This window comes from Pseudomonas solani (assembly GCF_026072635.1).
GTDB lineage: Bacteria > Pseudomonadota > Gammaproteobacteria > Pseudomonadales > Pseudomonadaceae > Metapseudomonas > Metapseudomonas solani.
In genome coordinates this window covers 3,533,690-3,553,653 of record NZ_AP023081.1, presented here as the reverse complement: position 1 = coordinate 3,553,653, position 19,964 = coordinate 3,533,690, and the positions used below count along the sequence as shown (strand labels likewise).

Sequence of the window (19,964 nt, the reverse complement as noted above, 5' to 3'; positions counted from 1 at the left end):
CGCACTTAGAACGAAACGATCTAGCTTTATACCTGCTGGAACGGGCCTTCCAGCGCCCCTTTCCTAGATGGGATTGGGGCAGTCGATGAACAGGTGTTCGATGGCGAAACGCCGCGCCAGGTAATCACCCAGGGCCTGCACGCCGTAGCGTTCAGTGGCGTGGTGGCCGGCAGCGATGAAGCTGATGCCGTTCTCGCGAGCGCTGTGGAAGGTCTGCTCGGACGCCTCGCCGGTGAGGTAGAGGTCGACGTCGGCGGCGATGGCCGTATCGATGTAGCCCTGACCACCGCCGGTGCACCAGCCGATGCGACGGATCATCCCGGAGCCTTCCACCAGCAGGGGCTCGCGGCCCAGTACGTCCTGTACGCGGCGAGCGAAATCGCGCGGAGTGAGCGGTTCGGCCAGGGAGCCGATCAGGCCGACGGTGCGCGGGTTGTCCGGCTCCAGCGGGCCTTCGACGGTGATGTCCAGTTGGCGGGCGAGCTGCACGTTGTTGCCCACTTCCGGGTGCACGTCCAGGGGCAGGTGATAGGCCAGCAGGCTGATGTCATTGGTCAACAGAGTCTTCAGGCGGCGCTGCTTGATACCGACCACGCAGGGATTCTCGCCCTTCCAGAAATAGCCGTGGTGGACCAGCACCACATCGGCCTCGGCTTCCACCGCGGCATCGAGCAATGCCTGGCTGGCGGTGACCCCGCTGACGATGCGCCGAACCTGTGGCCGCCCCTCGACCTGGAGGCCGTTCGGGCAGTAATCCGAGATACGCGAAGCCCCGAGAAAGCGCTCCACCTCCTCCACCAGGGTGGTCAGTGCAATGGCCATCTGCCTCTCCTCATAAGCTGCTGAGAGCGGCTATTTTATTGGCGGCCGCCCCGTATAATGGCGCCACCTTAAGGGGCACCCTCGCCCCTCGCAACCCTCAGGATTCCCCTCGATGCTCAAGGCCCTGCGTTTCTTCGGCTGGCCCCTGCTTGTCGGCGTACTCGTAGCACTGCTGATCATCCAGCAATACCCCGAACTGGTCGGCCTGCCCCGCCAGGAAGTGCACCTCCAGGAAGCCCCCGTTACAGCCTCTCGCGCCCGGGCCCGGAGTCCTATGCGGAAGCGGTGAACAGCGCCTCCCCCGCCGTGGTCAACCTCTACACCACCAAGGTGGTGAGCAAGCCGGCGCATCCGTTGTTCGAAGACCCGCAGTTCCGCCGCTTCTTCGGTGACAACCTGCCGCGCCAGCGGCGCATGGAGTCCAGCCTTGGCTCGGCGGTGATCATGAGCCCCGAGGGCTACCTGCTGACCAACAACCACGTCACTGCGGGCGCCGACCAGATAGTCGTGGCCCTCAAGGATGGCCGCGAAACCCTGGCACGCCTGGTGGGCGGTGACCCGGAGACCGACCTTGCGGTGCTCAAGATCGACCTGGACAACCTGCCCGCCATCACCCTCGGCCGCTCCGACAACATCCGTATCGGCGACGTCGCCCTGGCCATCGGCAACCCCTTCGGTTTCGGCCAGACCGTGACCATGGGCATCATCAGCGCCACTGGCCGCAACCAGCTGGGTCTCAATACCTACGAAGACTTCATCCAGACCGACGCGGCGATCAACCCGGGCAACTCCGGTGGCGCCCTGGTGGATGCCAACGGCAACCTGATCGGTATCAACACCGCGATCTTCTCCAAGTCCGGCGGCTCCCAGGGCATCGGCTTCGCCATCCCCACCAAACTGGCCCTGGAAGTCATGAAGGCGATCATCGAGCACGGCCAGGTCATCCGTGGCTGGCTGGGCATCGAGGTGCAGCCGCTCACCCCCGAGCTGGCCGAGTCCTTCGGCCTCGAAGGGCGCCCGGGCATCGTCGTCGCCGGCATCTACCGCGACAGCCCGGCGCAACGCGCCAACCTGCAGCCCGGCGACATCATCCTCAGCATCGACGGCGAACCCGCCGGCGACGGCCGCCGCTCGATGAACCAGGTGGCCCGTACCAAGCCCGGCGAGAAAGTCAGCGTCAAAGTCATGCGCAACGGCAAGGAGATCGACCTCTCCGCCGAAGTCGGCCTCAGGCCGCCACAGCAAACCGTTCCCGCGGACAACAACTGACCCGAACGGCGCCTGATGGCGCCGTTCTTCATTTCACCCCCGCCCCATGAAATCGAAGCTGGCAGGTGAAAGATGAAAAAATAAAATGTTATGTTATTACATCTTTAAGCCCTGAGACCCACCGACAATGAAGTCCCGCACCCTCGCCTCGGCCGCCGGCCTGGCGCTCGGCCTGGCCAGCAGCAACTCCCTCGCCGCACCACTGGAACTCGAAGAGATCACCATCGAATCCCGCCACGAGCGCGCCGACGGCCCCGTCACCGGCTACCGCGCCACCCGCTCGGCGAGCGCCACCCGCACCGACTCCGACCTGCGCGACATCCCCCAATCCGTGGCCGTGGTGCCCGCCCGGGTACTGGAAGACCTCAACACCACCCGCATCGACCGCGCCTTGGACTTCGCCGGCGGCGTGTCCCGGCAGAACAACTTCGGTGGCCTGACCTTCCTCAACTACAGCGTGCGCGGCTTCACCACCGGCGAGCTGTACAAGAACGGCTTCGCCATCAACCGTGGCAGCTACAGCTCGCCGGACGCCTCCACCATCGAGCGCATCGAAGTACTCAAGGGCCCGGCGGCCAGCCTCTACGGACGTGGGGACCCGGGCGGCCTGGTCAATATCGTCACCAAGAAGCCCGAAGAGGAAGCCTTCGCCCGCTTCAGCGCCAGCGCGGGCAGCTGGGACCGCTACCGCAGCAGCCTCGACGTCAACACGCCGCTGGACGACGCCGGCACCCTGCTGTCGCGCATCAACCTGGCGGTGGAGGACAACCAAAGCTTCCGCGATCACGTCGGCAGCGAGCGCGTGGTGGTCAGCCCCTCCCTCAGTTGGCAGCTCAGCCCGGATACGCGCCTGCTGATCGAGAGCGAGTTCGTGCGCCACGAGTCGGTGTTCGATCGCGGCATTCCCGCCCCGGGCAACCAGCTCGGCTCGGTCAAGCGCTCCACCTTCCTCGGCGAACCCAACGACGGCGAAATCCGCAACCGCAACCAGATGCTGCAGGTCAGCCTCGAGCACTACCTGAACGAGGACTGGAAGCTGCGCCTGGCCAACCACTACGCCCAGGGCCACCTGGCCGGCGACTCCTCGGAAACCTCGCGCCTGTCCGGCGACATCGTCAGCCGCTTCTATCGCCAGCGCGATTTCGAATGGAACAACAGCATCACCCAGGCCGAACTGCACGGCACCTTCGCCACCGGCACCTGGCAGCACCAGACACTGATCGGCCTGGAGTACGAGAACTACCGCAACAGCCAGAAGTATCCCCAGAGCGACACCCTGTTCAGCTACGGCCTGGACATCCACAACCCCGCATACGGCCAGGCCAAGCCCGCGCTCACCCGCAAGAACGACTTCTTCGAGCGGGTGGAAAGCCATTCGCTGAACCTGCAGGACCAGATCGCCTTCACCGATCGGCTGCGCGGGCTGGTGGGCGTGCGCATCGAGCGCCTCGAGCAAGCAGCCCTGGACCGCTCCACGCGCATCCACAACGCCCAGCACAAGGATGTGGTCACGCCGCGCCTGGGCCTGCTCTACCAGCTCACCCCGGAAGTCGGGGTGTTCGCCAACGCCTCCACCTCGGTGAAACCCAACGCCATCAGCAGCCGCGGCACCGTGTTCAAGCCGGAGAAGGGCGTCGGCTATGAGAGCGGGGTCAAGCTCGACCTGTTCGAGGGCCGGCTGGGCGCCACAGCCGCGCTCTTCCATATCGAGAAGGAAAACGTGCTCACCGCCGACCCGAACGACCCCAGCCAGAACATCGCCGCCGGCAAGGCCCGCAGCCAGGGCCTGGACGTGCAGGTCGCCGGCCAGCTCAGCGACGCCTTCCGCCTGATCGGCGCCTACGCCTATATCGATGCCGAGGTGACCGAGGACAACACCCTGCCCGAAGGCAGCCGCCTGCTCGGCATCGCCAAGCACAGCGGCAGCCTGATGGGCGTCTACGAGTTCCAGGACGGCTGGCTGCGCGGCTCGGATGTCGGCGCGGCGGCCAACTACGTAGGCGACCGCTCCGGCCAGGCCGGCAGCCAGTTCGAACTGCCCGCCTACAGCACCCTCGACCTGCTCGCCCACTACAAGGCCAGCGATGACCTGAGCATCGGCCTGAACCTCAACAACGTCTTCGACCGCAAGTACTACGAGCGCTCCTACAACAACGTCTGGGTGCTGCCGGGCGACCCGCGCAACCTCACCCTCAGCCTGACCCTCAACCTCTGACAAGGACTCCCCATGCGACTCCACAGCAAACTGCTGCTCACCGCCGCCCTCGGCGCCCTCCTCGCCGGCCAGGCCCAGGCCCACGGGCTCTGGACCGAACAGCGCCGCGGCAACATCGAAGTCATCTACGGACACGGCGCCGAGGATGATGCCTTCAAGGCCGAAAAGGTCAGCGGCGCCTGGGCCTACGACAAGGCAGGCCGGATGATCCCGGTCACCGTTCAGCGCCTCGACGACCACGCCCGCCTGCAACCCCTCAAGCCGCCGGCCAGCCTGGCCGTGGCGCTGGACAACGGCGCCTGGTCACAGACTGCCGACAAGCAGTGGATCAACAAGGGCCGCGATCAGGTGAAGGGCGCTATCGCCTCCATCCATACCTGGAAGTACAGCCTGGCGGTCTACCAGGAAGGCGCCAAGCTGCCGGCACTGGAGCGCGTGCGCCTGGTCATCGTGCCGCAGGTCGATCCGCTCGGCGTCGGCCCCGGCAAGCCGCTGCCGGTGCAGGTGCTGCTGGACGGCAAGCCCGCAGCCGGCATCGAGCTGTACGGCGACTACCGCAGCGACCCGCATACCGTCAGCGCCACCACCGACGCCCAGGGCAAGGCCAAGGTGCTGGTACGCAACGCCGGCCTCAACGTGATCGCCGCACAGGCGACGCTGAAGACCGACAAGGACCCGGAAGCCAAGGAGCACGGCTTCTTCACCTCGCTGACCTTCGTTGGCGAAGCCCATCACGAATGATCGGCAACCCTTGAGCCATGAAAAAGCCGAGGCGGTTTCCCGTCTCGGCTTTTTCGTTCATGGCAGCGGAATCAGCCAGCGTCGAGCGCATCCAGCAGCGCCTGGTTCTGCTCCGGCGTGCCGATGGTAATGCGCAGGAACTGGGCGATGCGTTCCTGCTTGAAGTGACGCACGATCACGCCCTTCTCGCGCAGGCCGGCAGCAATGCCCGCCGCATCCTTGCCCGGGTGACGGGCAAAGATGAAGTTGGCCGCCGAAGGCAACACCTCGAAGCCACGCTTTTCCAGTTCGCTCACCACCCGCTCGCGGCTGTCGATGACCTTGGCACAGGTCTGCTCGAACCATTCGCGGTCCTCGAACGCCGCAGCGGCGCCGACTATGGCCATGCGGTCCAGCGGGTAGGAGTTGAAGCTGTTCTTGATGCGCTCCAGGGCCTCGATCAGGTCCGGGTGCCCCACCGCCAGGCCCACACGCAGGCCGGCGAGGGAGCGGGACTTGGACAGCGTCTGGGTGACCAGCAGGTTCGGGTAACGGTCCACCAGGGCAATGGCGCTCTGCCCGCCGAAGTCGATGTAGGCCTCGTCGACCACCACCACCGTATCCGGGCTGCCCTGCAGCAGCTTCTCCACCGCCTCCAGCGCCAGCAGGCAGCCGGTGGGGGCGTTCGGGTTGGGGAAGATGATGCCGGCGTTGGGGCGCGCGTAGTCTTCGACGCGGATCTGGAACTGCTCATCCAGCGGCAACGCTTCGAAAGGGATGCCGTAGAGGCCGCAATAGACCGGGTAGAAGCTGTAGCTCACGTCAGGGAACAGCAGCGGGCGGCCGTGCTGGAACAGGCCGTGGAAGATGTGCGCCAGCACCTCGTCCGAACCGTTGCCGACGAACACCTGGGCGGTTGTCACGCCGTAGTACTCTGCGACGGCCTGCTTGAGGCGGTCGCTGTTCGGGTCCGGGTACAGGCGCAGGCTGTCACCCAGTTCCGCCTGCATGGCGGCGATGGCCTTCGGCGACGGCCCGTAGGGGTTTTCGTTGGTGTTCAGCTTCACCAGGTTGGCGATCTTCGGCTGCTCGCCCGGAACGTAGGGCACCAGTTCCTTGACGAAGGGACTCCAGAATTTGCTCATCGTCATTCTCCCTTGATCCGGTATTCGGCGCTGCGGGCGTGGGCGGTCAGCGACTCGCCACGGGCCAGCACGGACGCGGTCTTGCCCAGCTCGGAGGCACCCTCTGCAGAGCAGAAGATGATCGACGAGCGCTTCTGGAAGTCATACACACCCAGCGGCGAGGAGAAACGCGCGGTGCCGGAGGTGGGCAGCACGTGGTTCGGGCCGGCGCAGTAGTCGCCCAGCGCCTCGGCGGTGTAGCGGCCCATGAAGATGGCGCCGGCGTGGCGGATCTGCGGCAGCCAGGCCTGCGGGTCGGCGACCGACAGCTCCAGGTGCTCGGGGGCGATGCGGTTGGCGACGGTGATCGCCTGTTGCATGTCGGCGACCTGGATCAGCGCGCCACGGCCGGAGAGGGAGGTGCGGATGATTTCGGCACGCTCCATGGTCGGCAGCAGCTTCTCGATGCTGGCGGCCACCTTGTCGAGGAACTCGGCATCGGGGCTGACCAGGATGGATTGGGCGTCTTCGTCGTGCTCGGCCTGGGAGAACAGGTCCATGGCGATCCAGTCCGGATCGGTCTGGCCATCGCAGACGACGAGGATCTCGGAGGGGCCGGCGATCATGTCGATGCCGACCTGGCCGAAGACGTGGCGCTTGGCCGTGGCGACATAGATGTTGCCGGGGCCGACGATCTTGTCCACCTGGGGCACGCTCTCGGTGCCATAGGCCAGCGCGGCGACCGCCTGGGCCCCGCCGATGGTGAAGACGCGGTCGACGCCGGCCACGCAGGCGGCGGCGAGGACGATCTCGTTGATCTCGCCGCGGGGGGTCGGCACCACCATCACCACTTCGGCGACGCCGGCGACCTTGGCCGGGATGGCGTTCATCAGCACGGAAGACGGGTAGGACGCCTTGCCGCCGGGCACGTACAGGCCGGCGCGGTCCAGCGGGGTGACCTGCTGGCCCAGCACGGTGCCGTCGGCCTCGGTGTAGGTCCAGGAATCCTGCTTCTGCTTCTCGTGGTAGAGGCGCACACGCTCGGCGGCGGTCTCCAGGGCCTTGCGCTGCTCGGCGGTGATGCGGGTCAGGGCCAGCTCCAGACGCTCGCGCGGCAGGATCAGGTCGGCCATGGAGTCCACGCTCAGACCGTCGAAACGCTGGGTGAACTCGACCAGGGCGGCATCGCCACGCTCACGCACGGCCTTGATGATGTCGAGTACGCGCTGGTTGACCGATTCGTCGGATACGCTTTCCCAGCTCAGCAGATGATCCAGATGACGGGCGAAGTCCGGATCAGCGGCATTGAGTCGGCGAACAGCGGTTTGAACGGTCATAGCGGGCCTCATTATTGGCAAATGCTCGGGCGCCGCTAGAGTAGCAAGCCCACCGTGCGGGCACCCGAGATTATTGGCTATGACACGGATAGGCGGGTGCGGCCGGAGCCGCACGGGTGTCAGTCGTGGTGTCGCGACTCGACGGCCTGGCGCAGGGTGTCGATCAGCGCCTGGATACGGGCGTGCTGCATCTTCATCGAGGCCTTGTTGACCACCAGGCGGGAGCTGATGGTGGCGATCATTTCCTGGGGCTCCAGGCCATTGGCACGGAGGGTATTGCCGGTGTCGACCACGTCGATGATCTTGTCGGCCAGGCCGACCAGCGGAGCCAGCTCCATCGAACCGTAAAGCTTGATCACTTCGACCTGACGGCCCTGCTCGGCGTAATAGCGCTTGGCGACGTTGACGAACTTGGTGGCCACGCGCAGACGGCCCTTGGGCTCGGGCACACCGATCGCGCCAGCGGTCATCAGCTTGCAGCGGGCAATGCGCAGGTCCAGGGGCTCGTACAGGCCCTGGCCACCGTACTCCATCAGCACATCCTTGCCGGCCACGCCGAGGTCTGCCGCGCCATGCTCGACATAGGTCGGCACGTCGGTGGCACGGACGATCAGCAGGCGCACGTCATCCTGGGTGGTGGGGATGATCAGCTTGCGGCTCTTGTCCGGATTCTCGGTGGGGACGATGCCCGCTTCCGCCAGCAGCGGCAGGGTGTCGTCGAGGATGCGGCCCTTGGATAACGCGATGGTGAGCATGGAACTGGATGTCCTTGGCTTCGGCCCTCTGCGGGCCCTTGAGGGAGCGTGCGGGCCGACCGCTAGCGGTCGGCCCGAGCGTCACCTAACCCGGCACGCGGCGGATCTTGGCGCCGAGCAGCTGCAGTTTTTCCTCGATGCACTCGTAACCACGGTCGATGTGGTAGATGCGGTCGATCAGGGTGTCGCCCTCGGCAACCAGGCCAGCGATGACCAGGCTGGCCGAAGCCCGCAGGTCAGTCGCCATGACCGGAGCGCCCTTGAGCTGCGGAACGCCGGTGACGATGGCGGTGTTGCCCTCGACCAGGATCTGCGCGCCCATGCGGTTCATTTCGTAGACGTGCATGAAGCGGTTCTCGAACACGGTCTCGATGACCGCACCGGTGCCTTCGGCCACGGCGTTCATGGAAATGAACTGGGCCTGCATGTCGGTGGGGAACGCCGGGTACGGTGCGGTGCGCACGTTGACCGCTTTCGGGCGGTTGCCCTTCATGTCCAGCTCGATCCAGTTGTTGCCGGTGCTGATGTGGGCACCCGCTTCTTCCAGCTTCAGCAGCACGGATTCGAGGATGGTCGGATCGGTGTCCTTGAGCTTGACGCGGCCGCCGGTGGAGGCTGCGGCAACCAGGTAGGTGCCGGTCTCGATACGGTCGGGCATCACGCTGTAACGCGCACCACCGAGGCGCTTCACGCCGTCGATGATGATGGTGTCGGTGCCGGCACCCTGGATCTGCGCGCCCATGGCGATCAGGCAGTTGGCCAGGTCGACCACTTCCGGTTCACGTGCGGCGTTTTCCAGCACGGTACGGCCGTTGGCCAGGGTAGCGGCCATCATGATGTTCTCGGTACCGGTCACGCTGACGGTATCGAAGAAGAAGTGCGCGCCACGCAGGCCGCCGGCCGGAGCGCGGGCCTTGATGTAGCCGCCGTCGACGTCGATCAGCGCACCCATGGCTTCGAGGCCACGGATGTGCAGGTCGACCGGGCGGGAACCGATGGCGCAGCCGCCGGGCAGGGCCACTTCGGCTTCACCGAAGCGCGCAACCATGGGGCCGAGCACCAGGATCGAAGCGCGCATGGTCTTCACCAGCTCGTAGGGCGCGACCAGGGTCTTGATGGTGCTGGCGTCGACTTCGACGCTGAGCTTCTCGTCGATAACCGGCTGCACGCCCATGCGACCGAAGAGTTCGATCATGGTGGTGATGTCGTGCAGGTGCGGCAGGTTGCACACGGTGACCGGGGTATCGGCCAGCAGGGTGGCAGCGAGGATCGGCAGGGCCGAGTTCTTGGCGCCCGAAATGCGGATTTCGCCATCGAGGCGTTGGCCGCCGGTAATAATCAGTTTATCCATTTGGAATCTCGTCGCCCGTAGGCTCAGGAACGCTCGGCCCAGCCAGCGAGGCTGAAGAATTTCATGGTGACCGCGTGGATGCTGCCATTGGCGATCCAGGCGTTCAGATGGGCATAAACCTGCTGCTGGCGCTTGACCGGGCTCATGCCAGCCAGCTCGTCGCTGATCAGGTTCAACTGGAAATTGCAGCCTTCGCCTTCAACTTCCACCTGGGCTCCGGGCAGCTTAGCCTCCAGGAGGTTCTTCACTTCTACGGCCTGCATGCTCAACCTCAATCGGCGCCCTACGCGCGCGGGTCGACCATGATACAAAAAAGCCCCCCGCCTGCGAACCCCGCGCGCGCAAGGTCAGACGGAGGGCTTTCGACTGTCTTCACACTTCCAGCGGCAGCAACTCGTCGAGCCCGGAGACGCCGGCGATCTGCCGCATGTCCTCGGGCAGCGCGCGGATGGTCAGCGTCTTGCCGGCCTTTCGCGCATCGCGCATGAAGGCCAGCAACAGGGAAAGACCGACGCTGCTGGACTTCAACACGCCCGAACAATCGAGCACCAGGTCTGCCATGCCGTGTTCGCGAATCATCTTCGCACCCGTCTCACGCAGCTCCGGCCCGCTACGGAAATCCAGCACGCCGGAGAGTTTCAGCTCCCCGGCGGTACCGGCTGTCAGTGCAGCTTCACTCATGACCGGCGGCCTTCTGGCCTTCCTCGGTCTGCTTGGCCTTGGCCACCACTTCGGCCCAGCCGTTGATGGTCTTGTCCAGGTCGTTGCCGTTCTTCTGCATGGTGTCGGCGAACTGGTCGCGGAACAGCTTGCCGATGTTGATGCCGTTGATGATGACGTTCCGCAGCATCCACTGGCCATCGATGTTGACCATGGTGTACGACACCGGATAGACGGTGCCCTTGCTGTCCTTCACTTCCATGCCGACGCTGGTGCGCTCCGGGTCTTCCTGCTTGCCGGGCAGCACGCGGATGTCCTGGTTGTCGTATTCCAGCAGGGCATTGCCATAGAACTGCATCAGGCTGCGCTTGAAGTTCTCCTGGAAGCGGGTCATCTGCTCCGGGGTGGCCTTGCGCGAGTACTTGACCGTCATGATGCTGCGGGAAATGCCGTCGGCATCCACCACCGGGCCGAGGATGTTGTTCAGCGATTCGTAGAACGCACCAGGGTTGCTGCGGTACTGCTGCTTGTTGGCCTTGAGGTCGGCCAGCAGCTTGTCGGTGGTCTGCTGCACCACGTCGCGCGCGCTGGGCGCCGCGTTGGCCAGCAGGGGCAGCGCGGCGAGCAGAACCAGCAGGCCGTTACGCATTGCTTTGATCATGTCGAAGGTCCTCACTTGCTTTCCTTATTGACCGTATTGAGCAGGAACTTGCCGATCAGGTCTTCGAGCACCAGCGCGGACTGGGTGTCGCGGATGGTGCCGCCGTCCTTCAACAGCTGGTCGTCGCCGCCAACGCTGATACCGATGTACTTCTCGCCCAGCAGGCCGGCAGTGAGGATGGAGGCCGTGGAATCGGTCGGCAGGTTGTCGACGCGCTTTTCCAGCTCCATGGTGACCCTGCCGGTGTAGCTTTCGCGATCCAGGTCGATGGCGGTGACCTTGCCGATGGTCACACCGGCCATGGTCACTTTTGCTCTGACAGTCAAACCGGCGATATTGTCGAAGTGGGCGTAAACTTTATAGGTTTCGCTGGCGCCGCCGACCGACAGGCCGCTCACCCGCAAAGCCAGCAGCAGCAGGGCGAGCAACCCGGCCAGCAGGAACAGGCCGACACCAATTTCCAGGGTGCGGATTTGCATCAGAAATCTCCAAACATCAAGGCGGTCAGGATGAAGTCGAGCCCCAGCACGGCCAGCGAGGCATAGACCACGGTTTTAGTCGTTGCGCGGCTGATCCCTTCGGAGGTCGGCTCGCAGTCGTAACCCTGGAACACGGCGATCCAGGTCACCACGAAGGCGAAGACCATGCTTTTCAGCACGCCGTTCAGCACGTCTTCGGTGAATTCGACACTGTTCTGCATATTGGCCCAGAAAGAGCCATCGTAAACACCCAGCCAATCGACGGCGACCATCGCGCCGCCCCAGATGCCCACCACACTGAAGATCATCGCCAGCAGCGGCATGGAAATGAACCCGGCCCAGAGCCGCGGGGCGATGATGTACTTGAGCGGATCGACGCCGATCATCTCCAGGCTGGAGAGTTGCTCGGTGGACTTCATGTTGCCGATCTCGGCCGCCAGGGCGGAGCCTGCACGACCGGCGAACAGCAGCGCGGTGACCACCGGGCCGAGCTCACGCAGCAAGGTCAGGGCGACCATCTGCCCGACCGCCTGCTCGGAGCCGTATTCCACCAGGATGTTGTAACCCTGCAGGGCCAGCACCATGCCGATGAAGACACCGGATACGACGATGATCGGCAGCGACAGCACGCCGACGAAATACAGTTGTTTGATCAGCAGCTGGAATCCAGCCCCGGTGCCGGTGCGCCCGAACATGGCACGCAACAGGAACAGGGTGGAGCGGCCCAGCGCTTCGACCACGTCCAGGCCGGCGCGCCCGAGCAGGCGGATGCGCTCGAGCGGAGACTTCTTGCGCATCAACGCTCTCCCAGCAAATCGTTGCGGTAATCGGGTGCCGGGAAGTGGAAGGGGACCGGCCCGTCGGGAATGCCTTTCATGAACTGGCGGATCCTCGGGTTATCCGACTCCATCAACTCTTTGGGGGTGCCCTGCCCCAGCACCTGGGCATCGCCGACCACATAAAGATAGTCAGCGATGCTGGCGGTCTCCGCCAGGTCGTGGGAGACCACGATGCTGGTGATGCCCAGGGCATCGTTGAGCAGGCGAATCAAACGCACCAGCACGCCCATGGCAATGGGGTCCTGGCCGACGAAAGGCTCGTCGTACATGAGGATCTGCGGGTCGAGGGCAATGGCCCGGGCCAAGGCCACGCGACGCTTCATACCGCCGGAGAGTTCATCCGGCATCAGCTCGATGGCGCCACGCAGGCCAACCGCCTGCAGCTTCATCAGGACAATGTCACGAATCATTTCCTCGGGCAGTTTGGTGTGCACCCGCAGGGGAAAGGCGACGTTCTCGAACACATCGAGGTCAGTGAACAGCGCGCCGCTCTGGAACAGCACACCGAACTGCTTGCGCATGTCGAAGAGGTCGGCCCGGGAAAGCTTCGGCAGGTTCTGGCCATTGACCCAGACTTCGCCGGCCGCAGGCTTGAGCTGAGCGGCGATGAGGCGCAACAGGGTGGTCTTGCCGCAGCCGGACGGCCCCATGATCCCGGTGACCTTGCCGCGCGGGATGCGGATATCGACATTCTGAAAAATACTGCGTGTGCCGCGCTTGAAGGTGACGCCCTTCAACTCCACGGCGTAAGCGTTATCAGCGCTCATCTGTACTCCTTGCGATGCGGCCATCCCTGCAGAAGACGTCGTCTCCAGCGGCCGGGACACGATGCCTGAGGGGTGGCCGAACAGGCGGCGAACTATAGCATCGCAGCACTATGCCACCCAAGGCCGCGCCAGCCATTGTTCAGGGCTGCGACAGGTTTCTCCTCGGCGGGATGCGATGGAGGGTGAGCGAACGACTCTTTGCCGGTATAATCCCCGCCTTTTCCTCGGCAACTGCACTCTCCACATGAGCCAGTCCAGCGATCTGATCCAATCCGCACACCGCACCATCCGCCTGGAACGTGAAGCCATCGACACCCTGCTCGGCAGGATCGACGACGACTTCGTCCGCGCCTGCGAGCTGATCCTCGCCTGCAAGGGCCGCGTCGTGGTGGTGGGCATGGGCAAGTCCGGCCATATCGGCAAGAAAGTCGCCGCCACCCTGGCCAGCACCGGTACGCCTGCGTTCTTCGTCCACCCGGCCGAAGCCAGCCATGGCGACATGGGCATGATCACGCCCGACGACGTCGTGCTGGCCCTGTCGAACTCCGGCTCCACCGCCGAGATCGTCACCCTGCTGCCGCTGATCAAGCGCCTGGGCATCACCCTGATCAGCATGACCGGCAATCCGCAGTCGCCGCTGGCCAAGGCCGCCGAGGCCAACCTCGACGCCCGCGTCGAGCATGAGGCGTGCCCGCTGAACCTGGCGCCGACCTCCTCCACCACCGCATCGCTGGTCCTGGGCGACGCCCTGGCCATCGCGCTACTGGAAGCCCGCGGCTTCACCGCCGAGGACTTCGCCTTCTCCCATCCCGGTGGCGCCTTGGGCCGTCGCCTGCTGCTGAAGGTGGAAAACATCATGCACGGCGGCGACAGGCTGCCCCGCGTCGAACGCGGCACCTCCCTGCGCGACGCCCTGCTGGAGATGACCCGCAAGGGCCTCGGCATGACCGCGGTACTGGAGAGCGACGGCAAGCTGGCCGGGATCTTCACCGACGGCGACCTGCGCCGCACCCTGGACAAGGGCGTGGACGTCCGCCAGGCCAGCATCGACGAAGTCATGACGGTTCACGGCAAGACCGTGCGCCCCGACATGCTCGCCGCCGAGGCGCTGAAGATCATGGACGACCACAAGATCAACGTGCTGGTGGTGGTGGACGACAGCGACACCCCCATCGGTGCCCTGCATATCCACGACCTGACCCGTGCCGGAGTGGTCTGAATGAGCGACGACCTGCTGCAGCGCGCCAAGGCCATCCGCCTGGCGGTCTTCGACGTCGACGGCGTTCTCACCGACGGCAAGCTTTACTTCCTGGTCGACGGCAGCGAATTCAAGACCTTCAATACCCTGGACGGCCACGGCATCAAGATGCTGATCAACTCCGGGGTACGCACCGCGATCATCTCCGGGCGCAGCACTCCCGTGGTCGAGCGACGCGCCCGCAACCTGGGCATCCAGCACCTCTATCAGGGCCGCGAGGACAAGATGGTGGTACTCGATGAACTGCTGGCGGAGCTGGGCCTCGAATACGCACAGGTGGCCTACCTCGGCGACGACCTGCCCGACCTGCCGGTGATCCGCCGGGTCGGCCTGGGCATGGCGGTGGCGAGCGCTGACGGCTTCGTCCGCCAGCACGCCCATGGCGTCACCCAGGCACGTGGCGGCGAAGGTGCCGCCCGCGAGTTCTGCGAACTGATCATGCGAGCCCAGGGCAGCCTCGACGCTGCACAGGCCGCCTACCTCTAGGTCCGCCCATGTCGAAGAACTTCCGCCTCGCCCTGATCCTGATTCCGGTCGCCGCCCTGCTGATCGCCCTGGGCTACTGGAACATTCGCCCGGAAAGCTTCATGGAGCGCCAGACAACTGCCCCCGCAGACGAGAACGCCATCGACTTCTATGTGGTCAATGCCACCAGCGTGCAATATCAGGAAGACGGCAAGCGTCACTACGAGATGACCGCTGCCAAGCTCGAACACGTCAAATCGAGCGACACCACCCTGCTGACCAATCCCGACCTGCAGCTCTACCGCGGCACCGAGTTCCCGTGGCACGTACAGAGCGAGCGCGGCGAAGTCGGCCCAGAAGGTGAACAGGTGGAGCTGATCGACAAGGTCCGCGTGGAGCGCACCGACGCCAAGGGCCGACCAACCATTCTCACCACCAGCCGCCTGACCGTGTTCCCGGACAGGGAATATGCGGAAACCCAGCAAGCCGTTAGAATCGACGCCGCCAACGGGGTTACCACGGCACAAGGAATGAAAGCGTACTTGAATGACAGCAGGATGATCCTGCAGTCCAACGTAAGAGGCCAGCATGAGGTTCGTTAAAACCCTCCCCCTACTGCTCAGCCTGGGTGCCGCACTCGGAAGTGCCAGCGCCTGGGCGCTGCCCAGCGACCGCGATCAGCCGATCCGCGTCCAGGCGGACAGCGCCGAACTCGATGACAAGCAGGGCGTGGCGGTCTATCGCGGCGACGTGGTCATCACTCAGGGCACCCTGAAGATCACCGGCGACACCGTGACCATCACCCAGAACGCCCAGGGCGAGCTGGAAGTCTTCACCTCGGTGGGCAAGCCTGCCTACTACGAGCAGAAGCCTGCGGTGGACAAGCAGATCGTCAAGGCATACGGCATGACCATCCAGTACTTCGCTGCCAACGAGCGCATCGTGCTGATCGACCAGGCCAAGGTGATCCAGGAAGGCAACACCTTCGAAGGCGAGAAGATCGTCTACGACACCCAGCGCCAGATCGTCAACGCAGGCCGCGCCACGGGCACCAACGTCGGCACTCCGCGTCCGCGCATCGACATGGTCATCCAGCCGAAGAAGAAAGAGCAGCAAGCGGGACAAGCAGAGTAATGGCGACCCTCAAAGCCCAGCACCTGGCGAAGAGCTACAAGAGCCGCCAGGTCGTCCGTGACGTCAGCCTGTCCATCGACAGCGGCCAGATCGTCGGCCTGCTCGGCCCCAACGGTGCCGGCAAGACCACCTGCTTCTACATGATCGTGGGGCTGGTGAAAGCCGATCAGGGACGCGTGCTGATCGATCAGCAGGACGTCACCCACCAGCCCATGCACGGCCGTGCCCGGGCCGGTATCGGCTACCTGCCCCAGGAAGCCTCGATCTTCCGCAAGCTCAGCGTGGCCGACAACATCATGGCCATTCTCGAGACCCGCAAGGAGCTCGACCGCGCCGGCCGCCATCGCGAGCTGGAGAGCCTGCTGCAGGAGTTCCACATCAGCCACATCCGCGACAGCATCGGCATGAGCCTGTCCGGTGGCGAGCGTCGTCGCGTGGAAATCGCCCGCGCCCTGGCCACTGCCCCCAAGTTCATCCTGCTCGACGAACCCTTTGCCGGTGTCGACCCGATTTCCGTGGGCGACATCAAACAGATCATCCATCACCTCAAGGCCAAGGGGATCGGCGTGCTGATCACCGACCACAACGTCCGCGAGACACTGGATATCTGCGAAACCGCCTACATCGTGAATGATGGCCAGCTCATCGCCGAAGGCAGTGCAGAAGAGATCCTGGCCAACCAACTGGTCAAGGAAGTCTACCTGGGGCACGAATTCCGCCTCTGACGGACCAGCCCTGCGCGCAAAATGTTGCGGGCAGTAGAAAAATCATTCAAGGTCAGGCATATAATTTGCTTCCTGGTGGCGCCTCGGCGCCCTGTAGTGGATGGCGCATGTGCGCCGGCGAATAAGGTGCTAAGCCCTCTGCCATGAAACCATCGCTAGTCCTGAAGATGGGCCAGCAGCTGACGATGACCCCGCAGCTGCAACAGGCCATTCGCCTACTCCAACTGTCCACCCTGGATCTGCAGCAGGAAATCCAGGAGGCCCTGGAGTCCAATCCCATGCTCGAACGCCAGGAGGAAGGAGAAGACTTCGACAACTCCGACCCCATGGCAGAAAGCGAGCAACTGCCCAACTCCGCCAGCCAGGAATCCAGCTTCCAGGAATCCAGCGTCCCCACTTCGGAGAGCGAAAGCCTCGAAGACGGCGAATGGCACGAACGCATCCCCAGCGAACTGCCCGTCGACACCGCCTGGGAAGACGTCTACCAGACCAGCGCCAGCAGCCTCCCCAGCTCCGATGACGACGAGTGGGACTTCACGTCCCGCACCTCGGTGGGCGAGAGCCTGCAAAGCCACCTGCTGTGGCAGCTGAACCTGGCCCCCATGTCCGATACCGATCGCCTGATCGGCGTCACCCTGATCGACTGCATCAACAATGACGGCTACCTGGAGGAAACCCTCGAGGAAGTCGTGGAAGCCTTCGACCCCGAGCTCGAGATCGAACTCGACGAGGTGGAAGTCGTCCTGCACCGCATCCAGCAATTCGAGCCCGCCGGCGTCGGCGCCCGCGACCTGCGCGAGTGCCTGCTCCTGCAACTGCGCCAACTGCCCGCCAAGACCCCATGGCTGAGCGAGGCGCAGCGCCTGGCAGGCGACTATCTCGATGTTCTCGGCAGCCGCGACTACAGCCAGCTCATGCGCCGCATGAAGCTCAAGGAAGACGAGCTGCGCCAGGTGATCGAGCTGATCCAGGGCCTCAACCCCCGCCCCGGCTCACAGATCGAAGCCAGCGAACCCGAGTACGTCGTGCCGGATGTCATCGTGCGCAAGCACAATGAACGCTGGCTGGTGGAACTGAACCAGGAAGCCGTCCCGCGCCTGCGCGTCAACCCGCATTACGCCGGTTTCGTCCGTCGTGCCGACTCCAGCGCCGACAACACCTTCATGCGCAATCAGCTGCAGGAAGCCCGCTGGTTCATCAAGAGCCTGCAGAGCCGCAACGAAACGCTGATGAAGGTCGCCACCCAGATCGTCGAGCACCAGCGCGGTTTCCTCGAGTACGGCGACGAGGCGATGAAGCCCCTCGTCCTGCACGACATCGCCGAGGCGGTGGGCATGCACGAGTCGACCATCTCACGCGTCACCACCCAGAAATTCATGCACACTCCGCGTGGCATATACGAACTGAAATACTTCTTCTCCAGCCACGTCAGCACCTCCGAAGGCGGTGAATGCTCGTCTACCGCCATCCGCGCGATCATCAAAAAACTGGTCGCTGCGGAAAATGCCAAAAAGCCGTTGAGCGACAGCAAGATCGCTGGTTTACTGGAAGCACAGGGTATCCAAGTGGCCCGCCGCACAGTCGCCAAGTACCGGGAATCCCTCGGGATAGCGCCTTCCAGCGAACGCAAGCGGCTGATGTGACGCGGATTGATCCACGCCAAAGTGTTCCGGTGGCAGGCCCGTTAGCCTGTCTCTTACACACGGGCAATAAGGAGAAAGCGGTATGCAAGTCAACATCAGTGGACATCAACTGGATGTGACCGACGCCCTGCGCGACTACGTTGTCGAGAAGTTCGACAGACTGGAGCGCCACTTCGACAAAATCACCAATGTGCAGGTGATCATGCAGGTGGAGAAACTGAAGCAGAAGATCGAAGCCACCCTGCACATCGCCGGTGGTGAGGTCGTAGCCAATGCGGAGCATGAAGACATGTACGCGGCCATCGACCTGCTCACCGACAAACTCGACCGTCAACTGATCAAACACAAGGAAAAGCAGCTGAACCGCCAGCAGGGCGCCACCGCCCGCTGACATTCCCCTTCCTATGATCCGACTTGAGCAAATCCTGACCCCCGGCCGTTCCCTCGTGAACGTGCCGGGCGGCAGCAAAAAACGTGTCCTGGAACAGATCGCCAACCTGGTTGCTCGCGAACTTCCCGACCTCGACTCGCAAGATATCTTCGAAAGCCTGGTCGCCCGGGAGAAACTCGGCTCGACAGGATTCGGCAACGGTATCGCCATCCCCCATTGCCGGCTTCCCGGCTGCACCGCGCCCATCAGCGCCGTGCTGCGCCTGGATGCCCCCGTGGACTTCGACGCCATCGACGGCGCCCCGGTGGACCTGCTGTTCGTACTCTTGGTCCCCGAAGCCGCCACCGATGAACACCTGGAACTGCTCCGCCAGATCGCCAGCATGCTGGACCGCACCGAGGTGCGTGACCGCCTGCGCCAGACGCAGAGCAGCGACAGCCTGTACCAGGTGGTAGTGGACGTCCAGAACGGACGCTAGGACCTTGCCATGCGCCTGATCATCGTCAGCGGCCGTTCAGGCTCAGGCAAGAGCACCGCCCTCGACGTTCTCGAGGACAATGGCTTCTACTGCATCGACAACCTGCCCGCCGGCCTGCTCCCCGAACTGGCCGAGCGCGCACTGCTGCAGACCGAGTTGCTGCACCCCCAGGTCGCCGTCTCCATCGACGCACGCAACCTGCCCAGCCAGCTCAAGCGTTTTCCCGAACTCCTCGAAGAGGCCCGCGCCCGCCACATCCACTGCGATGTGCTGTACCTGGACGCGGATGACGAAACGCTACTCAAGCGCTTCTCGGAAACCCGCCGCCGCCACCCGCTGACCAACGAAGACCGCTCCCTCGCCGAGGCCATCCTCGACGAAGCCTCGTTGCTCGCTCCCATCGCCGACCTCGCCGACCTGAAGATCGACACCACCCACCTCAATCTGTACCAGCTGCGCGACAGCATCAAGCTGCGCCTGCTGAACAAGCCCGAGCCGGGAACCGCCTTCCTCGTCGAATCCTTTGGCTTCAAGCGGGGCATGCCGGTGGATGCGGACCTGGTGTTCGACGTGCGCTGCCTGCCCAATCCCTACTGGAAGCCTGAGCTGCGCGATAACTCCGGCCTCGACGCCAATGTCGCCGAGTACCTGGCCGCGCAACCGGATGTCGAGGAGATGTACCAGGACATCCTCGGCTACCTGAACAAATGGCTGCCGCGCTTCGCCGCCAGCAACCGCGCCTATGTCACCGTCGCCATTGGCTGCACCGGCGGCCACCACCGTTCCGTGTACCTCGCCGAGCGCCTCGGCCAGGCGCTCAAACCCAACCTGAAGAACGTCCAGGTTCGCCACCGCGACCTCAGTTAAAGGA

At 64.3% G+C, this 19,964-nt stretch carries 22 protein-coding genes and 1 pseudogene; 12 read left to right on the top strand and 11 right to left on the bottom strand.

The window, feature by feature from the left end; genetic code table 11:
• Positions 1–63: 63 nt before the first annotated feature.
• On the bottom strand, positions 64–822 hold the full coding sequence (locus tag PSm6_RS16155) for a Nif3-like dinuclear metal center hexameric protein (protein WP_265167758.1): 759 nt from the start codon (positions 820–822) through the stop codon (positions 64–66).
• Positions 823–934: 112 nt separating this feature from the next.
• Here PSm6_RS16155 and algW point away from each other — a divergent pair.
• From algW to PSm6_RS16140, 3 genes and pseudogenes are all read left to right on the top strand, one after another.
• A pseudogene (algW, locus tag PSm6_RS16150) lies at positions 935–2,091 on the top strand (Do family serine endopeptidase AlgW).
• Between the two features lie 127 nt (positions 2,092–2,218).
• Complete coding sequence (locus tag PSm6_RS16145) at positions 2,219–4,306, top strand: TonB-dependent siderophore receptor (protein ID WP_265167757.1); 2,088 nt, start codon at positions 2,219–2,221, stop codon at positions 4,304–4,306.
• A gap of 12 nt (positions 4,307–4,318) precedes the next feature.
• Positions 4,319–5,047 (top strand): DUF4198 domain-containing protein, encoded by a 729-nt coding sequence (locus PSm6_RS16140; RefSeq protein WP_265167756.1) that lies wholly within the window; start codon positions 4,319–4,321, stop codon positions 5,045–5,047.
• 71 nt (positions 5,048–5,118) lie between these two features.
• Here PSm6_RS16140 and hisC read toward each other — a convergent pair whose 3' ends face one another.
• The 10 genes from hisC to PSm6_RS16090 all read right to left on the bottom strand — a co-directional run bounded on the left by hisC (position 5,119) and on the right by PSm6_RS16090 (position 12,999).
• Positions 5,119–6,171 carry a histidinol-phosphate transaminase gene (hisC, locus tag PSm6_RS16135; protein ID WP_265167755.1) on the bottom strand — a complete coding sequence of 351 codons (1,053 nt, stop codon included), beginning with the start codon at positions 6,169–6,171 and terminating at the stop codon, positions 5,119–5,121.
• Between the two features lie 2 nt (positions 6,172–6,173).
• Positions 6,174–7,487 carry a histidinol dehydrogenase gene (gene hisD, locus PSm6_RS16130; protein WP_265167754.1) on the bottom strand — a complete coding sequence of 438 codons (1,314 nt, stop codon included), beginning with the start codon at positions 7,485–7,487 and terminating at the stop codon, positions 6,174–6,176.
• Between the two features lie 119 nt (positions 7,488–7,606).
• On the bottom strand, positions 7,607–8,242 hold the full coding sequence (gene hisG / locus PSm6_RS16125) for an ATP phosphoribosyltransferase (RefSeq protein WP_021217846.1): 636 nt from the start codon (positions 8,240–8,242) through the stop codon (positions 7,607–7,609).
• An 85-nt stretch (positions 8,243–8,327) separates the two neighbouring features.
• On the bottom strand, positions 8,328–9,593 hold the full coding sequence (gene murA, locus PSm6_RS16120; protein WP_043241471.1) for a UDP-N-acetylglucosamine 1-carboxyvinyltransferase: 1,266 nt from the start codon (positions 9,591–9,593) through the stop codon (positions 8,328–8,330).
• A 23-nt stretch (positions 9,594–9,616) separates the two neighbouring features.
• Positions 9,617–9,856: a BolA family protein gene (locus PSm6_RS16115; protein ID WP_021217844.1), complete on the bottom strand. Its 240-nt coding sequence runs from the start codon at positions 9,854–9,856 to the stop codon at positions 9,617–9,619.
• 109 nt (positions 9,857–9,965) lie between these two features.
• A complete protein-coding gene (locus tag PSm6_RS16110; RefSeq protein ID WP_021217843.1) occupies positions 9,966–10,274 on the bottom strand; it encodes an STAS domain-containing protein in 309 nt (102 codons plus the stop codon).
• Positions 10,267–10,914, bottom strand: a complete 648-nt coding sequence (locus PSm6_RS16105) for an MlaC/ttg2D family ABC transporter substrate-binding protein (RefSeq protein ID WP_265167753.1) — start codon at positions 10,912–10,914, stop codon at positions 10,267–10,269. Before PSm6_RS16105 ends, PSm6_RS16110 begins: the two co-directional genes overlap by 8 nt.
• 11 nt (positions 10,915–10,925) lie before the next feature.
• Entirely contained in the window at positions 10,926–11,393 is a 468-nt protein-coding gene (gene mlaD, locus PSm6_RS16100; RefSeq protein ID WP_021217841.1) for an outer membrane lipid asymmetry maintenance protein MlaD, read from the bottom strand.
• The gene (gene mlaE / locus PSm6_RS16095; RefSeq protein WP_021217840.1) at positions 11,393–12,190 is read right to left on the bottom strand and encodes a lipid asymmetry maintenance ABC transporter permease subunit MlaE; all 798 of its coding nucleotides are present in this window, start codon (positions 12,188–12,190) and stop codon (positions 11,393–11,395) included. Before mlaE ends, mlaD begins: the two co-directional genes overlap by 1 nt.
• Complete coding sequence (locus PSm6_RS16090) at positions 12,190–12,999, bottom strand: ATP-binding cassette domain-containing protein (RefSeq protein ID WP_021217839.1); 810 nt, start codon at positions 12,997–12,999, stop codon at positions 12,190–12,192. The genes mlaE and PSm6_RS16090 overlap by 1 nt, the downstream gene beginning before the upstream one ends.
• Positions 13,000–13,243: 244 nt before the next feature.
• On the opposite strand from PSm6_RS16090, the gene PSm6_RS16085 reads away from it, so the two are divergent.
• The 9 genes from PSm6_RS16085 to rapZ all read left to right on the top strand — a co-directional run bounded on the left by PSm6_RS16085 (position 13,244) and on the right by rapZ (position 19,960).
• Positions 13,244–14,218: a KpsF/GutQ family sugar-phosphate isomerase gene (locus tag PSm6_RS16085; protein WP_265167752.1), complete on the top strand. Its 975-nt coding sequence runs from the start codon at positions 13,244–13,246 to the stop codon at positions 14,216–14,218.
• Positions 14,219–14,743, top strand: a complete 525-nt coding sequence (locus PSm6_RS16080; protein WP_043241476.1) for a KdsC family phosphatase — start codon at positions 14,219–14,221, stop codon at positions 14,741–14,743.
• Between the two features lie 8 nt (positions 14,744–14,751).
• Entirely contained in the window at positions 14,752–15,324 is a 573-nt protein-coding gene (gene lptC, locus PSm6_RS16075; RefSeq protein ID WP_043241479.1) for an LPS export ABC transporter periplasmic protein LptC, read from the top strand.
• Positions 15,311–15,856 (top strand): lipopolysaccharide transport periplasmic protein LptA, encoded by a 546-nt coding sequence (lptA, locus tag PSm6_RS16070; protein ID WP_021217835.1) that lies wholly within the window; start codon positions 15,311–15,313, stop codon positions 15,854–15,856. The genes lptC and lptA overlap by 14 nt, the downstream gene beginning before the upstream one ends.
• Positions 15,856–16,581 (top strand): LPS export ABC transporter ATP-binding protein, encoded by a 726-nt coding sequence (gene lptB / locus PSm6_RS16065; protein WP_021217834.1) that lies wholly within the window; start codon positions 15,856–15,858, stop codon positions 16,579–16,581. Before lptA ends, lptB begins: the two co-directional genes overlap by 1 nt.
• 143 nt (positions 16,582–16,724) lie before the next feature.
• Positions 16,725–18,224 carry an RNA polymerase factor sigma-54 gene (locus PSm6_RS16060; RefSeq protein WP_031287164.1) on the top strand — a complete coding sequence of 500 codons (1,500 nt, stop codon included), beginning with the start codon at positions 16,725–16,727 and terminating at the stop codon, positions 18,222–18,224.
• A gap of 82 nt (positions 18,225–18,306) precedes the next feature.
• Complete coding sequence (gene hpf / locus PSm6_RS16055; RefSeq protein ID WP_021217832.1) at positions 18,307–18,615, top strand: ribosome hibernation-promoting factor, HPF/YfiA family; 309 nt, start codon at positions 18,307–18,309, stop codon at positions 18,613–18,615.
• A gap of 13 nt (positions 18,616–18,628) precedes the next feature.
• Positions 18,629–19,093: a PTS IIA-like nitrogen regulatory protein PtsN gene (gene ptsN, locus PSm6_RS16050; protein WP_021217831.1), complete on the top strand. Its 465-nt coding sequence runs from the start codon at positions 18,629–18,631 to the stop codon at positions 19,091–19,093.
• Positions 19,094–19,102: 9 nt separating this feature from the next.
• Positions 19,103–19,960: an RNase adapter RapZ gene (rapZ, locus tag PSm6_RS16045; protein ID WP_021217830.1), complete on the top strand. Its 858-nt coding sequence runs from the start codon at positions 19,103–19,105 to the stop codon at positions 19,958–19,960.
• The last annotated feature ends 4 nt before the right edge of the window (positions 19,961–19,964 follow it).

Excerpts from the sequence above, each read along its gene's own strand:
- PSm6_RS16110 (WP_021217843.1), bottom strand. The coding sequence starts at position 10,274 with ATGAGTGAAGCTGCACTGACAGCCGGTACCGCCGGGGAGCTGAAACTC.
- PSm6_RS16085 (WP_265167752.1), top strand. The coding sequence starts at position 13,244 with ATGAGCCAGTCCAGCGATCTGATCCAATCCGCACACCGCACCATCCGC.
- hpf (WP_021217832.1), top strand. The coding sequence starts at position 18,307 with ATGCAAGTCAACATCAGTGGACATCAACTGGATGTGACCGACGCCCTG.
- lptA (WP_021217835.1), top strand. The coding sequence starts at position 15,311 with ATGAGGTTCGTTAAAACCCTCCCCCTACTGCTCAGCCTGGGTGCCGCA.
- rapZ (WP_021217830.1), top strand. The coding sequence starts at position 19,103 with ATGCGCCTGATCATCGTCAGCGGCCGTTCAGGCTCAGGCAAGAGCACC.
- ptsN (WP_021217831.1), top strand. The coding sequence starts at position 18,629 with ATGATCCGACTTGAGCAAATCCTGACCCCCGGCCGTTCCCTCGTGAAC.
- PSm6_RS16140 (WP_265167756.1), top strand. The coding sequence starts at position 4,319 with ATGCGACTCCACAGCAAACTGCTGCTCACCGCCGCCCTCGGCGCCCTC.
- PSm6_RS16090 (WP_021217839.1), bottom strand. The coding sequence starts at position 12,999 with ATGAGCGCTGATAACGCTTACGCCGTGGAGTTGAAGGGCGTCACCTTC.
- hisG (WP_021217846.1), bottom strand. The coding sequence starts at position 8,242 with ATGCTCACCATCGCGTTATCCAAGGGCCGCATCCTCGACGACACCCTG.
- murA (WP_043241471.1), bottom strand. The coding sequence starts at position 9,593 with ATGGATAAACTGATTATTACCGGCGGCCAACGCCTCGATGGCGAAATC.
- hisC (WP_265167755.1), bottom strand. The coding sequence starts at position 6,171 with ATGAGCAAATTCTGGAGTCCCTTCGTCAAGGAACTGGTGCCCTACGTT.
- PSm6_RS16145 (WP_265167757.1), top strand. The coding sequence starts at position 2,219 with ATGAAGTCCCGCACCCTCGCCTCGGCCGCCGGCCTGGCGCTCGGCCTG.
- lptC (WP_043241479.1), top strand. The coding sequence starts at position 14,752 with ATGTCGAAGAACTTCCGCCTCGCCCTGATCCTGATTCCGGTCGCCGCC.
- PSm6_RS16060 (WP_031287164.1), top strand. The coding sequence starts at position 16,725 with ATGAAACCATCGCTAGTCCTGAAGATGGGCCAGCAGCTGACGATGACC.
- mlaD (WP_021217841.1), bottom strand. The coding sequence starts at position 11,393 with ATGCAAATCCGCACCCTGGAAATTGGTGTCGGCCTGTTCCTGCTGGCC.
- PSm6_RS16115 (WP_021217844.1), bottom strand. The coding sequence starts at position 9,856 with ATGCAGGCCGTAGAAGTGAAGAACCTCCTGGAGGCTAAGCTGCCCGGA.
- lptB (WP_021217834.1), top strand. The coding sequence starts at position 15,856 with ATGGCGACCCTCAAAGCCCAGCACCTGGCGAAGAGCTACAAGAGCCGC.
- mlaE (WP_021217840.1), bottom strand. The coding sequence starts at position 12,190 with ATGCGCAAGAAGTCTCCGCTCGAGCGCATCCGCCTGCTCGGGCGCGCC.
- hisD (WP_265167754.1), bottom strand. The coding sequence starts at position 7,487 with ATGACCGTTCAAACCGCTGTTCGCCGACTCAATGCCGCTGATCCGGAC.
- PSm6_RS16080 (WP_043241476.1), top strand. The coding sequence starts at position 14,219 with ATGAGCGACGACCTGCTGCAGCGCGCCAAGGCCATCCGCCTGGCGGTC.
- PSm6_RS16105 (WP_265167753.1), bottom strand. The coding sequence starts at position 10,914 with ATGATCAAAGCAATGCGTAACGGCCTGCTGGTTCTGCTCGCCGCGCTG.
- PSm6_RS16155 (WP_265167758.1), bottom strand. The coding sequence starts at position 822 with ATGGCCATTGCACTGACCACCCTGGTGGAGGAGGTGGAGCGCTTTCTC.